General features: G+C 32.8%; 18 protein-coding genes and 2 tRNA genes. 8 read left to right on the top strand and 12 right to left on the bottom strand.

The features are described 5' to 3' along the window. Positions 1–42 precede the first annotated feature (42 nt). The 4 genes from ACW9W3_RS05895 to ACW9W3_RS05880 all read right to left on the bottom strand — a co-directional run bounded on the left by ACW9W3_RS05895 (position 43) and on the right by ACW9W3_RS05880 (position 1,313). Positions 43–309 (bottom strand): hypothetical protein, encoded by a 267-nt coding sequence (locus ACW9W3_RS05895; protein WP_457765227.1) that lies wholly within the window; start codon positions 307–309, stop codon positions 43–45. 144 nt (positions 310–453) lie between these two features. After that, a complete protein-coding gene (locus ACW9W3_RS05890; protein WP_457765226.1) occupies positions 454–996 on the bottom strand; it encodes a VRR-NUC domain-containing protein in 543 nt (180 codons plus the stop codon). Continuing rightward, positions 986–1,117, bottom strand: a complete 132-nt coding sequence (locus ACW9W3_RS05885) for a hypothetical protein (protein ID WP_457765225.1) — start codon at positions 1,115–1,117, stop codon at positions 986–988. Before ACW9W3_RS05885 ends, ACW9W3_RS05890 begins: the two co-directional genes overlap by 11 nt. Next, positions 1,110–1,313, bottom strand: coding sequence for a hypothetical protein (locus tag ACW9W3_RS05880; RefSeq protein ID WP_457765224.1), 204 nt, complete (start codon positions 1,311–1,313; stop codon positions 1,110–1,112). Before ACW9W3_RS05880 ends, ACW9W3_RS05885 begins: the two co-directional genes overlap by 8 nt. Positions 1,314–1,451: 138 nt before the next feature. On the opposite strand from ACW9W3_RS05880, the gene ACW9W3_RS05875 reads away from it, so the two are divergent. After that, positions 1,452–2,525 (top strand): hypothetical protein, encoded by a 1,074-nt coding sequence (locus ACW9W3_RS05875; protein ID WP_457765223.1) that lies wholly within the window; start codon positions 1,452–1,454, stop codon positions 2,523–2,525. A 217-nt stretch (positions 2,526–2,742) separates the two neighbouring features. On the opposite strand, the gene ACW9W3_RS05870 is transcribed toward ACW9W3_RS05875, so the two are convergent. From ACW9W3_RS05870 to ACW9W3_RS05860, 3 genes are read right to left on the bottom strand one after another with little or no spacing between them, the layout of a single operon-like run. Next, positions 2,743–3,246, bottom strand: a complete 504-nt coding sequence (locus tag ACW9W3_RS05870; RefSeq protein ID WP_457765274.1) for an HNH endonuclease — start codon at positions 3,244–3,246, stop codon at positions 2,743–2,745. 32 nt (positions 3,247–3,278) lie between these two features. Next, positions 3,279–3,428 (bottom strand): hypothetical protein, encoded by a 150-nt coding sequence (locus ACW9W3_RS05865; protein WP_457765222.1) that lies wholly within the window; start codon positions 3,426–3,428, stop codon positions 3,279–3,281. Continuing rightward, on the bottom strand, positions 3,425–3,697 hold the full coding sequence (locus ACW9W3_RS05860; protein ID WP_457765221.1) for a hypothetical protein: 273 nt from the start codon (positions 3,695–3,697) through the stop codon (positions 3,425–3,427). The genes ACW9W3_RS05865 and ACW9W3_RS05860 overlap by 4 nt, the downstream gene beginning before the upstream one ends. A gap of 241 nt (positions 3,698–3,938) precedes the next feature. Here ACW9W3_RS05860 and ACW9W3_RS05855 point away from each other — a divergent pair, with 241 nt between their 5' ends. Beyond that, a complete protein-coding gene (locus ACW9W3_RS05855; protein ID WP_457765220.1) occupies positions 3,939–4,847 on the top strand; it encodes a hypothetical protein in 909 nt (302 codons plus the stop codon). Here the strand turns inward: ACW9W3_RS05855 and ACW9W3_RS05850 are convergent. Together ACW9W3_RS05850 and ACW9W3_RS05845 are read right to left on the bottom strand one after the other, a co-directional pair. Beyond that, positions 4,825–6,069 carry an integrase gene (locus ACW9W3_RS05850; RefSeq protein ID WP_457765219.1) on the bottom strand — a complete coding sequence of 415 codons (1,245 nt, stop codon included), beginning with the start codon at positions 6,067–6,069 and terminating at the stop codon, positions 4,825–4,827. The two genes, ACW9W3_RS05855 and ACW9W3_RS05850, sit on opposite strands and share 23 nt — an antisense overlap. Before the next feature lie 86 nt (positions 6,070–6,155). After that, positions 6,156–6,229 (bottom strand) — tRNA-Lys (locus ACW9W3_RS05845). Between the two features lie 96 nt (positions 6,230–6,325). On the opposite strand from ACW9W3_RS05845, the gene ACW9W3_RS05840 reads away from it, so the two are divergent. Beyond that, a tRNA-Asp gene (locus ACW9W3_RS05840) sits at positions 6,326–6,403 on the top strand. 39 nt (positions 6,404–6,442) lie between these two features. Next, positions 6,443–7,810 carry a tyrosine-type recombinase/integrase gene (locus ACW9W3_RS05835; protein WP_457765218.1) on the top strand — a complete coding sequence of 456 codons (1,368 nt, stop codon included), beginning with the start codon at positions 6,443–6,445 and terminating at the stop codon, positions 7,808–7,810. Between the two features lie 99 nt (positions 7,811–7,909). On the opposite strand, the gene ACW9W3_RS05830 is transcribed toward ACW9W3_RS05835, so the two are convergent. Next, complete coding sequence (locus ACW9W3_RS05830; protein WP_457765217.1) at positions 7,910–8,539, bottom strand: hypothetical protein; 630 nt, start codon at positions 8,537–8,539, stop codon at positions 7,910–7,912. A 183-nt stretch (positions 8,540–8,722) separates the two neighbouring features. Between ACW9W3_RS05830 and ACW9W3_RS05825 the strand changes: the two genes are divergently transcribed. Genes ACW9W3_RS05825 through ACW9W3_RS05815 form a run of 3 tightly spaced genes read left to right on the top strand, consistent with a single transcriptional unit; the run spans position 8,723 to position 10,038 of the window. Further along, positions 8,723–9,082 (top strand): hypothetical protein, encoded by a 360-nt coding sequence (locus ACW9W3_RS05825; protein WP_457765216.1) that lies wholly within the window; start codon positions 8,723–8,725, stop codon positions 9,080–9,082. A 29-nt stretch (positions 9,083–9,111) separates the two neighbouring features. Further along, the gene (locus tag ACW9W3_RS05820) at positions 9,112–9,306 is read left to right on the top strand and encodes a hypothetical protein (RefSeq protein ID WP_457765215.1); all 195 of its coding nucleotides are present in this window, start codon (positions 9,112–9,114) and stop codon (positions 9,304–9,306) included. Between the two features lie 39 nt (positions 9,307–9,345). Then, complete coding sequence (locus ACW9W3_RS05815) at positions 9,346–10,038, top strand: hypothetical protein (RefSeq protein ID WP_457765214.1); 693 nt, start codon at positions 9,346–9,348, stop codon at positions 10,036–10,038. On the opposite strand, the gene cas1 is transcribed toward ACW9W3_RS05815, so the two are convergent. After that, on the bottom strand, positions 10,035–11,108 hold the full coding sequence (gene cas1, locus ACW9W3_RS05810) for a CRISPR-associated endonuclease Cas1 (RefSeq protein ID WP_457765213.1): 1,074 nt from the start codon (positions 11,106–11,108) through the stop codon (positions 10,035–10,037). The two genes, ACW9W3_RS05815 and cas1, sit on opposite strands and share 4 nt — an antisense overlap. Continuing rightward, on the bottom strand, positions 11,105–11,524 hold the full coding sequence (locus tag ACW9W3_RS05805) for a hypothetical protein (protein WP_457765212.1): 420 nt from the start codon (positions 11,522–11,524) through the stop codon (positions 11,105–11,107). The genes cas1 and ACW9W3_RS05805 overlap by 4 nt, the downstream gene beginning before the upstream one ends. Positions 11,525–12,698: 1,174 nt before the next feature. Here ACW9W3_RS05805 and ACW9W3_RS05800 point away from each other — a divergent pair. Then, complete coding sequence (locus ACW9W3_RS05800) at positions 12,699–12,824, top strand: hypothetical protein (protein WP_457765211.1); 126 nt, start codon at positions 12,699–12,701, stop codon at positions 12,822–12,824. Positions 12,825–12,859 lie beyond the last annotated feature (35 nt).

Genomic DNA, 12,859 nt, shown 5'->3' with positions numbered 1-12,859 from the left:
AAATATGATCGTCATAAGCACTGTTTTTATGAATATTTACAATCAATCTAATTCCTCCAAATTCTCTTCCTGAAGGTTTTTTAGCTCTTTTAGTGCCTGTGTTCTATATTCATCATATCCTTCCAAACCTGCTTCTAATTGGAAAAAATATGTGACCAGGCAATTTCCTAAAGATGATAGGAATTCTCCTACGTCCTCAGAACGAGATTCTGCAATTGTTTCGATGATTGCACTTCCACTTATCTGATTATGCTCTAAAATGGAGTACAAAAAATGTCTTGAAATATTTGGCATTAAATCACTGAGCATGATTGATCTCCCAATATTCTTTTAGATAGTTTGAATTCCAGGAAAAAATCTCTAATATAGAATAACATACCCTACATACTTGATGTTCTACCCATGATTGATATCTTGAAGTATTTTTATGTGTTAGATCACAAATTTTGCATCTCATTTTCTTCCCCTCCTTGAATAGTTTCTACAATTTCTACACCATGATTGAACTCTGACTGATGCATCTTTCATATTGCGTAGACCAAAATTAATTAAAATTTCACGTAAGCCGCTTGCATTTAATTTACAACTTGGGCAACTAGTTGGATCTTGTATTATGAATGCTCCGGAAAATTGTGATATGTCAAACCCATAACTTTGACACATTTTCTGCATTTTTAGATTATTTTCAATTTGATATTCTAGATGTTTATTGGTTACACGATATACTACATAATTGATATTTTCTTTTCTAAGCTCATTTTTTGTTTTTTTCTGTTTTTTTGTAAGTTTAGCGTTACCTGATTTCACATCTACATATTCTGTGTATGTAAAATTTTCATTTTCTTTTATGGCAATAAAATCACTTCCTACTCCTGTCTTTTGAATTTCAAATCCATGCTCTTTGTAGTCTTGTTTTGCAATCTCTTCTGCAATTTTACCTTTCATTACATTCTGAATAAGTGTTGATCTTACACTTTTGTTTAATTTATTTTTCATGATAACGATCTCCTCTTGTTGCTTTATTTGCAATCATTCGTTCAATTCTACTTTCAGCTTTTATGATTTGACTCATTTGTTCTAATGACAATTTTTCTATGGATAGTTGCTGTTTAGACAAAATCATCAATACTCCTATTTTTTTTTGAGATTGTCATCTTTGCAATTTCTTTTTTCACTATATCTTGAAGAGTACTTTCTTTGGAATTTCCTCTAAAAATTTCAAGAATTTTTTTCACAACATATGGACTCTTTAGAATTGAAATTAGTACGTCTGAATCCATTGTTGTTATCTGGTCATTATATCCTGTTTGCATAGTTATAGGGGATATAAAGTGGTGTATAAAGGTATTGATCAAGCTAAAAATTAAGCGATCAGGGTATAATTGACACAATAGTGGATATACGTGTCTTTTTTCGAGTATCTTTATATGGTATATATCTAAAATTTCATTATGCTAATCAAGATAGATGTTGATTCAGAGCTACTTGAAAAGATGGAGAGTCTAGTTAAACAAGAAAAATATCATGATATTTATCAATTCATCAAAATTGCATTAAATAATCAAATCCAAGAAGAATCTGCAAATCCAGAACAAAACCCAATTTCTGAAAATGACTCTCTTACATCACAAATTCGGAAACACATTGTAGAATCCCAACAAGATTTGTTGCGAAGTATAAGTGATATTCCACTTGAAAAATCACAGATACCTCCACCTGTTCAATCAATAATCTGGAGTTTCTATAATAGATTATTTCCAGTAAAAATTATTGTTCATCAACTTGCAATAATGATGGGTACACAAAACACATGGATTGAATTATCTCAACTTCACGATACTGCTTATGCCTTTGCTGAATCACTATCATCAAAATTACGTGAATATGAAGAATCACATAATTTGGTTAGAAATCAAAAAATTTCCACTGGACTACCTACTCCAATGTCTGAGATAAATAAAGGAAGAGGTTTTCAAAGACAAAAGATTCAATCCAAAGTCATTGCAAGTAAAATTCGATTTATAGAACATTTCATTGGAAAATTAACTTCTAAATCATCTCCATTTGAATTCAAAGGCGCATGTTTTGAATTAGGATTGGTAGGTGTAAAAGTAGAAGGAAATACCTGTCTAGTTTCACTAACTGATTTAGGAAGAGACTTTGCTTTATTAGAAAATCCAATTTTAGATAATGATCAATATGATGGAGTATTTTCAGATGATGAATCTGATTTCATTGTTGAGAAAATTATTCCTCAGTTTAAATTAGAAAATATCATTGTCACAAAAATTCTTGAAGGTATATCTGAAAAAAATCAGTTAGTTGCTGATGATATTGACAAAATTTTTGAAACAGAATATCTTCAATATCATAAAAAAGAAAAACCGAAAAAACCCAAAGAATTAGAATCTTTTGAAAAAGAGATGGTAAGAATTAGAGTTGCTACAATGGGTAGACTTTCTGAATTAAATAAAGTGAAATGGATTATTGATAAAGCTGGTAAATCAATATATTCCAAAAATTAGTTTTTTATCAATTGTTAATCTAGAACAACAAATACGGCTAAATCATTTATAATCAAAATTCTCTCTGTGTGCCTAATGAGATAATAATAGTCTCTGAACAGTGTGAATTTGTTTCGATGAAATGGTAACTACGCTTTTCAATAATTCTCATTAATTCTCTGTATATTGGTCCCATTTTGCATCTATTTTGGGAACAAAACAGAACATTCTATGACAATTAATCAAACGAATCTTTCTCCTTATACTTTAGAGATAATATTGGTCTAGTGTGAATTAAGCTACAACCTATTGGAATATGTCTGAATTTTGATAGCTTACCCACTTTTGAACACATCTTTCGAATGTATCTTTTGGCAGTTTCGGGGGAGACTCCTACAATCTCAGAACCAGAATAAACAGCATCTTCATAATCGATAGAACCATTCTCATCAATATTCGTATACACAAACTCTCTGAACTTTGGCTCCTTTGATTTGTTTATCTTGATTGATTCATTGCTAGAACTCACACACATGTCGAGTGGTTCATCTCTTGGGTTCTTGATATAGTTACAAGAACGACAAAGAAGTTGGAGGTTTTCAGGTGAGTTGTTTGAATTGTCGTTATCTCTGTGATCTATTACTAGTTGACCCTCCCAAGGCAGTTTTCCACACATTTTGCAATATTCTCCATCCCTCTTACAGAGAAAATCATACATCTTTTTTCTAGTACGTCCATTCATGTTGCTCACACAAAAACCTCCAGACTTTCTGACTATGGTACCTGCTTTATTGGCAGTTCAATGGTCTTTTGGCAACGAGTACAATACCATTTTGTTGTTCCATAGATATGTTGGAATTGTATGTTGTGGATTAGGCAACATGGAGGATAAAGTCCAATGTTTTCAAAAACTACTTTTCTCATTTCTTCTCCTCAATTCCGTAATGGAGTTTTGCTCCATGATGCTCTTCAAAAAATGATGAAAACTCATTTGATGGAATTTTGTACTTTTTTTCCAGTTCTCTGATTTCATCAAGATGTCTTTTTCGAAGCTTCTTTTTGTCATCCTGAAATTTATCAAGAATCTTTTGGAGGTCTGGAATTTTCTTCTCCAGTTTCTCTCTTTTAGCCTGATATTCCAAATGTGCATAGTGAAACTCAGACTCTTCGTATGGATTTTCTATTTCATCCATCCAATTTCATCTCCTTTTTGAGGAATTCTTTACTTTCTTTCTGATAGCAATCATCACACACAAGAATCTCGTAACTACCTGTAACCTGACAGGAAAAGATCAGTTTTCGAGTTTTTGGTTTGTGTGTACATTCAAGCTGTGTGTTTTCATTCATACTTTGTATATGGTAAACTAATTCGTAAGAATCGCGTTAACATCGATTTGCAACAATTTTTTAGCATGTTCTTATATTGACAATAAAATGTCAAAATCAAATTTACCCGAAGAACAGAAAATCATTCAATACATTACAGACAACCCTCTATCTTTCACTAGAAACATAGTAGATAATTATTCCAAAAAAAGGGCAAACTATACATCAACAGAAAAAATTCTCCAAAATCTAAAGAAAACAAAGAAAATTGCATCTATCGGAGACAATCATCCAGCTTACTATGTAATGCCCAACAAAAACAATTTTGCAAAAACCATTTCAGAAATTCTACAATCAAAAAATATCGTGAAGGCTAGATTTCAGAAATTAACATATGAGAATCCTAAAAGTGATTGGAGTGTTGAACAGATAGTTTCAAACCTAATTTGCTTGTTTCATTTACACTGGAAAATTCATACTTTAGAAAAGAAATCCAGAAAAAACCGTCCTAAACTAGACTCCAAACAATTTCAGAAAAAGTTTTCAAAGAACTATCACTTTGTAGCAAAAGATTTTTCTTTTGATGATTTTAGGAGTGCATATACTTATGTGATCTCTGAAAGTTATCCTATGGCAAAAATGAAACTAGTGTCTCTATCCACACACAAATTCCCCTTAAAGAAAATTCATAGTCTGATGAAAGAATACATGAAAACAAAAAGCATGAGATCTGTAGCTGATAAACATGGGACCACTACCAAAAATGTGCGTAAATTGCTTGATAGACTACTGGATAATAAAGGAGAATATTCTTGGCAAAAATCATCATATCTAAAACAGATTGATTCAGGCAGTATTTTCGTATCTTTTGATCCAGACATATTTCGTTTGATGATAAATTCCAAGGCTGATGATGATGCTTTGTTGGGTTATCTCTTTTCTACAGAACAAGGACTGTATGAAGATGATTCTGATAAAATATGGTTGAATATTCTCAAGAAGACTGCTCGTACTTAGTCATTCTCAAAACTTTGGCTTCTAACTCCTTCAATTTTTCAGCCATTTCTTTTGTTTGATCAATCTTTTGCTGATTGATCTCCAATTCATTATTCTTGTTTTCTAATTCAAGACGTAATCGTATTTCATCATTGATGATTAACTCTGGCATAGCCTCCAAATATTCAGGAACCAAATCAGAAACTTCTGTCCAGAAATAATTCTTATCGGTATTGACAAGACCTCCATGACCCATCAATCGTTCCTTGATCACTAAAGCAGCTAATGTACTTCGTCTTCTTTGAGCATTCATCATAACCTTATTCCAGAATCGTCTAAAACCATGAGTAGCTGGCACCTCATACCTTCTTCTTCCTTCTAACAGTGGTTGTCTGATACCTGATCTTGCCGCTATTCTTTCTAATCTCTTTCTTAAGGCTAACAAACTCATGGGCGTTACTTTAGAAAATCGTTCTAACAAAAGACAATCAGAATTTTTAGGCATCCTGCCTATTTTTTTGGCATAGAATTTTTTGTATTCAGATAATTTTTCCCAGGTCTCAATTGAGACTAATGCAATGTACTCTTCTGGTGTCCCTCCGTAAATCCGAAGTGCTCCACAAACAATTTTGTCATTTGAATCTATAGGTTCAGAAGTAAAACCCTTTTTTGATTTGTAAATTGGAAAAGTATCCTCCCATGTCAAACCTTCCCATGCTCCAACACGTAATCCTCCTGAACTGGAGGCTAAAATTACAAAATCTATTTCTACATCGGGAGAATATTCTAAAAACTTCTTGATTTCTTCTCTTGAATACCCACGACCTTTGTGAGTATTGTCTAATTCAGGATATGTTGAATAAACTCGTTTCCAAGCTAATCCAACATTGTTCATATCCAATAGTTTTCTAATTGGTTTGATTTTGTTTGGAATTGTAGATGGGTTAAGGTAGTAAGAATCAGTTTTAGAAAGATTACTTCTTTCTTTCAATCTCTTTACATATGCCAAAATTATTCTAGTTGCCTTTTCTTGATCTTCTATTGCAATTTTTACAAATTGTTGTGCTCTCTGCTCAAAATCTCCTTCTACCAAATCTGCACATGCATTTATCAAGAAAGTCTTGAGATTTGCAGTCATAGTTCTTTTAGTTTCCTTTGACTTTATTCCAGAGAAAAATAATTCCAAAGCATCTTGTTTGGTTGTTTCAAGTTCTTCTTTGCTTAATCTAATGTCTGTTCTCAATGTACATTATACCTCCAAAAAACTATTAGGAAATTCGAAATTGATGATTTGCTACATAGAGTCTTGAAAATGAGATAAAGGGATAGCGGGTCTAAAGGGATTCGGACCCTTGACAACCGGATTAAAAGTCCGGTGCGCTACCTGGCTGCGCCATAGACCCTCATCAAAAATGCTTTTCGTGTATAATTTAGTCTTTTACAAAATATTTTCTTGTGACAGAAACTTTTAATCTGGCAATTTTGTTCAAACAACTTGTGCCCTTGTAGTATAGCCCGGTCTAGAATTCGGCCCTGTCACGGCTGAGACGCGTGTTCAAATCCCGCCGAGGGCGCCATCAATTCTACTTAAATCCCTACATCGTGATATTGAATTGTTGAGCCAAAAACCATCAAATCCTGCGAATATCGGCATTTATGACTATGATAAGAGAATATCAAGAACTCTAATTCTAATCAAAAAAGAATTATCTCAAGAAAATATCGACATTATTGAACAATATCTCAATGTGATGATCACAGAATCTCTCTCAAAGGCAGTGCAACACAAACACTTGCAGACAATTCTTAATCTTAGTAGATTCTTGGAAAAAAACTGGATAGATGCTACAAAAATAGACATTGATAGAATTGTATCACTATTAGTTCAGAAATATTCCTCTGACGGTCAGGAGACGAACACAACACATGATCATAAAAAAATCTTAAAGATATTTTTCAGATGGTTCAAGCTTGGCTCTAGAAGCAAGGATGAAGTTGGAGATCCTCCAGAGATCAAGAACATCAAGGCAAAACGTGTCAAGGATAAAATCTCAAGAGAAGACTTGATTACAGAGTCTGATAGAACACGAATTCTTTATGCATGCGGTGAGAATGCAAGGGATAGAGCATTCATTGATTGTATCTATGATAGCGGTACAAGACCTGGAGAAATTTTGAACTTGCAACTAAAACATGTAAAGTCTGATGAGTATGGAATTGTTTTGCATGTGGATGGCAAGACAGGTGCAAGACCAGTACGTCTAGTTGAATCAATACCTAATCTTTCATCTTGGCTTAATGTACATCCTCTTAGGGATAATCCTGATGCACCATTGTGGATAAATCTCAACAAGTCAAAATACGGACAACCAATGACGTATAGTTCTGCACGTCAAATGGTAATGCGCAGGTGTGGCATGGCAAATTTATCAAAGAAAGTGTATCTCAATTTGTTTAGACATTCAGAAGCTACAAGAACTGTAAAATTCATGACTGAAGCACATATGAGAATACGTCATGGATGGGCAAACAACTCTAAAATGTCCAGTCGCTATGTTCATCTTGATAATTCAGATGTTGATGACATACTCTTCAAACATTATGGAATAAAACTAGAGCAAGAGGAAAAACAAAACATACCACAAGCTTGCACCATTTGCGGAACGGTAAATAACCCTGATGCAAACATTTGCTCAAAATGTTCCAAGCCACTCAACCTAGGCGGAATTTCTGAAATTGAGGAATCAAAAAAAGAAGAAATCAAGAAACTTGCAAAGCAGTTAGTTTCAGAAGAGGCAGCAGTATGGAAGGAAAAGTATTTTGAGGTTCAAAAAGAGATGGTATTGCAAAGATCATCTAATGTATTGTACAATGCAATGAGGGGAATTCCTACCGTAGTTGACCTCAAACAATTGGAATCACAAGGTGACAGAAAACCAGAAGCATTTTCATGGAAACCTCTTTTGCATAATTTTGCAGATTAAAATTTCTACTTTTCAAGTGTTAACAAGTTTATCTGCAATCAGTAAAAAGGGAACGCTCCCTCTTTAGGTATGATTTTGTGCTAGTGTCTAGAGAATGTCTCAACTAAACCATTTTTGGTTTTTAGAAGAATTATTCCCAAAATCATAAACTCTCTTTGTAGGGTAAATTGATTTTTTATAGTTTGATTTTTTGTATGTCTTTGACTGGTAGTTATTTTGGAACTTCTTTTTTGACTCTAGTTTTATCTGCAAAGAATCAGCAATGTCTTTTCCTGATTTCATCTTCCAATCCATTTCTATGTGGTGTGGCTTTGCAAAAATATCTTCAATATGGAAAACCGCTATTGGTAGAGTGATTTTGTACATTGTTCGATATTGATTTTTTGAAAATATTCCTAAACCTGTCTTAATCTCAGACCAGCAAAAATCATTTGGTCTGACAATTCCTTCCGTAGAATCTCCAACTTTGCATGCCAAATAATCAAAGACAAAACTAGGATTATCTATCGAAGCATTTGATGGTGTAGATATTGTTTTGACCTCAGGCTTTATGGAGTCAGGGATTTTTACACGAATCCTAGAGAATCCTTTCTTAAATGAAATTACATCCAAACTAGAATTATGTAAATTCTCAAGTGAGCAATATGCCCATCCTCTCTGATCACAGAGTTCCTTGTAGTAGACTTCACCTAATGCTCCTTTGAGAGCATTGGTGATTCGTGGCCTCATGAAATCGTATGATAATATGAGAATCTAAGGGATGCGATGTAATTTTTGAACAACAAAATCGGAATCGTTAAGAATTGAAAAAATTTGAAAATATTGCAATCTATTTGCTTTGTGAGTAATTTTGTATTAGAAATTAGATGGAAAAAGACCTCTCTAAAATACAAGAATCTGTTTTCAAAATAGATGGACACCCCATATCTGATTGAGATTCGAATTAGAGGCGATATTCGTGATCTTTGTAAAAAATTAATTTTTGATATTTATCATAAGTTTCGAGTTAGGGGTATGGTCAGAAAAAGACCCGTACCACACATAACACTATTTGGTCCATTTGGTTGTCGTTCTATCAAAAATGTAATTGAAACCATCAAAGAAGTGGGACAAGACTATGTGACTAGCGTTTTAGATGAATCCTTTGAAGATTCTGATGACATAGAGCCAGAACCACTGCCAAAAACTGAAGGAAGAGTCACAAAGATAAGTTATGATGGAAAGACTTGGATTGATATTCCAGAATTACAAAATATTAGAATCACCCAATAGGCTTAAGTTCACAAAAATTTAGTTTCATCATGGGAATCAAAGAATGGTTAAAAGGAGAGCCAAACCCAAAAAAATCCTACGAAGTCAACGTAATCTGTACTAACTGTGATCATACAACCAGAGTAAGAATTGGTAACGGTTGGTCAGTTGAAGGATGGGCAAAAACTGCCAAATGCAAAGTTTGCAAAAGAAAAAACACATTTCAAAAGACATCTAGATTTTAACAATATGCTTAAGTTCATATCTTTTTGATAACACATTACATGAAAAACAGTAATCAAAAAGAAACTGTAATTTGGAAACAAAAAATTGCGGGGATTTTATATCTGACTGTGCTTGTTATCCTTCTTTCATTATTTTTCATTGAAATTTTGACTGATTTTAGCACCACAACCACAACTGGGGATGTTTCAGGATGGGTTTCATTGTTCGTAAGTACTTCAATAGGTACTGCAATTGCAATTTCTATTCTGATATATTCGTCTGATCAACAGAAACAAACTCATAAAATCATTGAAGAACAAAAAAAATTACGTGAAAAAAGAGAGACATATGTTCAACGTAGATTAGATTCATTATACAAAGTAGTATTGTTGGCATTTGAATTTAGCCAAAAACAAAATGAAAAAGAAAATAAGGAAATTCTAGATGATATGGAAAAAATGTTAAATGAATATGAATTAATTAATCCTGAATTTTTAAGACCCATGGATCAAGAAATTTCCAGTGCTGTATCCACATGTCTTTTTGTGGCAAAGTATCAAGGGATGAGTAAAATTAACACTGAGATGAACAGATTACACAATCTATTGAAAAAAACAGGCATTACTACAACCCCAATCATAATTGAAAATAACAAAAAAACAACTGATCCAACTGAAAACAAATTGTCTTTAAATGAACAAACGAAAAAACCACCGTTTGTGGATTCGCGTGGACAAATCTACTATGATTAAATTAAAAATTCTTTTTGTTTTCCTGTACAATATTCGACTAGATTCTGAACCATGATTTTTGCAATAGTAATTTCCTGAACTGATTTTAATCCGTCTTGAGTCTTTGCCCCGTGTCTGAAATCATAACGCCTTTCTTGTACGAAATTCCGCTCTAACAATTCTAAAAACCGTCTAATCAAATCATAATTCATTCGAATACTCCCATTTCTATCATGGGCTAATTCGTTTAGTTTGATTCTTTTTCTTGAATCCTTGTGATTTGCAATTGAATAAACGGAATAATCCACTAACCATCTAAAGGGTTCAATCAAATCATAGACCAGAGCCTGAAATCCCGAATGTCTTTTGTGATAGAATCCATAGTAAGGGTCAAGACCCATTCCATTAACAAACTTTGCAATCTCACTAGCTAGTACGGCATATCCATAGTTTAGCAATCCGTTAATCACATCAGTGGCATTATTTTTTGAGATTCTAATCTTTGATTGATTTCGAGAATCAAAATTGTATTTTATAGGGAATAGTTTTGCATACTCTGTAAAGTATGCCCTTGCGATCTTTGCCTCAAATGATAATTGATTAGGGTCATTTAGGATTGTTTTTTGATAATCCTTGATCTTACCAAGTCCTGAAATTATCTCGGGATTTTTTGTGGATTCTAGAAATTTAATTTGTGATTCTAGTTTCGCTTTGACTATCTGTCTTGAGAGATATTCACACTTTGTCTTATCTCGGAATGTATCATATTGTCCTATTCTATAATCAGTGGATGTCCAAGAACTCATCAACCCATTCATCATAGTTGATGGATTTCCCTCATGGTCTACTAGGAGTAATTGCCGACCGTTTTCAGTAAGGAGTTTTAGGGCTTCAGTTGAGATGTATCCATTTCCTTGCAAGACAATTTTCTCATAAGGTAATTTGTGGATAAAGTATTCTTCTGTTTGTGGTTCTGAAAATGGGTCGTAATTGTTTTTGAGTTGAATTTTCTTGTTATGTAGTTTTACTGAAAATCCATAACCTTTGAGGAATTTTATGTTGTAATGGTTTTTTCTTCCTCTTAATGTCATATCCAGGAAGCAATTAATTGAAAAACCAATCCCATGATAATGAAACCTATGCCCATTGCCCATGTAGTAGGATGTGGAGAGCCCATTACTTTGGTAGGAGTTTCACTGTCTGAATTTACACTTTCAACTAATTTTTTTGGTAGATTTATCATTCTAGTTCCTGCCCACAACATCAACACAAATCCAAGAATCTCAAGAGATATTCCCCATGTGTTTAGAACCCATTGAACATCATTTCCTACATGTTGAGAATATAACCAAAAACTAACTAAAATTGTGACAAAGGCAATAATTCCTATTATATGTGCAACAAAATCGGCTACACCACCTAACACAAAATAATCTTCAGGATGTTTCAAATGTCTTCCTTCACCATTTCTTGTTTTGAAACATTTTCCATCATCACAGAAATCCATATCATTCACAAATTCATACTTTCGTTATAATCATTTTCCAACAAATCATACCATCGTCTTTCTTTAGTTGACCGCAGGTTTTTGAACCTAAAAGGGGGGGATTGCCTTTTTATTGATTATCGATAAACTCGTTAACTCCTAGTGACAGGGATTTGAACCAAAATAACAAATCCCCTTAAGAGAATTCTACAAAATTATTTTAACGTCTTTACAGTCTCAAAATAATTTATAAATTTCTGAAATAATTTATAAGTTAATTTATAAATTATTTTCAGGATCGTTTTTGTTGACAAGAAATCCTTGCAAAAATTTCTTACCTTAGTTATATACAAAAAGTAAGGGTTTGAATTTTTGATGTAAGGTTTGTATCCTTACTGTAATCTTACACAAATTTTTTACAAAAATTTTTCAGCTATATAACTAAGGTTGAAGATAAGAGCAGGGATAGTAAGGTAAGGATGACCTTAAGTAAGGATTAGTGATATTAGCCTCGAATTTTATCTATCCTTATCCTTACTATCCTTAGTCTATCCTTACTATCCTTACTACCCTTACTTTATTTCAGGCGTGGATGAAATGGTAAGGATGACCACCCTTACTCAAGGATTTCATACCCTTACCAAAGATTATGATGGTTTTGAAATGCTAGGCGTGAAATAATTTATAAATTAATTTATAAATTAATTTTCAGAAATTTATAAACAATTCAAGAAATTTATAAATAATTTTTCAAAAAGTTTGGTTAGTATTTGTTGACTTTGAAAATTTGATGTGGGTGTTAAACTGATTATGCAAATCCCTTTGACGGCCTTAAAGTTTAACAAAATCGATTATGGGACATGAACTAATCTGAGTCATAGCTGGACTCATAATCTGGATCTTGTATATTTAGATGGTACAAGATTGCGTTTCTATTTGACATCACACCTGATTGGTTTTTGTAATATTTGAATAATGTCACTATACTTCGGCATGCCTTACATATGATCAGTAATGATGATAGATCTGTGTTTGCATTATATCTGTAAACTATGGCAAATAATGCTATTTTTTTATTTTAATTAGTGATAAGCATAATTTTATCACATTGTAACATATCCATATGTGGAATATGGAGTCATATTTAGACAAAACTAAGTTTGTACTATGCTGATTATGTGTAGATCATTGTTTTATGTTAGAAATGCTATATTATATTGTGAGATTAGTAAAAAAATGTGCAATATGTGACAAAGAATTTGTAGGATTTGAAAAATACTGTGATATTGGATGTCTCGAAAATACATTTGATGAGAAATAATATTTTTTCACAACTCCATCGCATAATGTTGGCAT

The organism is Candidatus Nitrosopumilus sp. bin_68KS (assembly GCF_054095825.1).
This window is presented reverse-complemented; position numbering and strand designations above follow the sequence as displayed.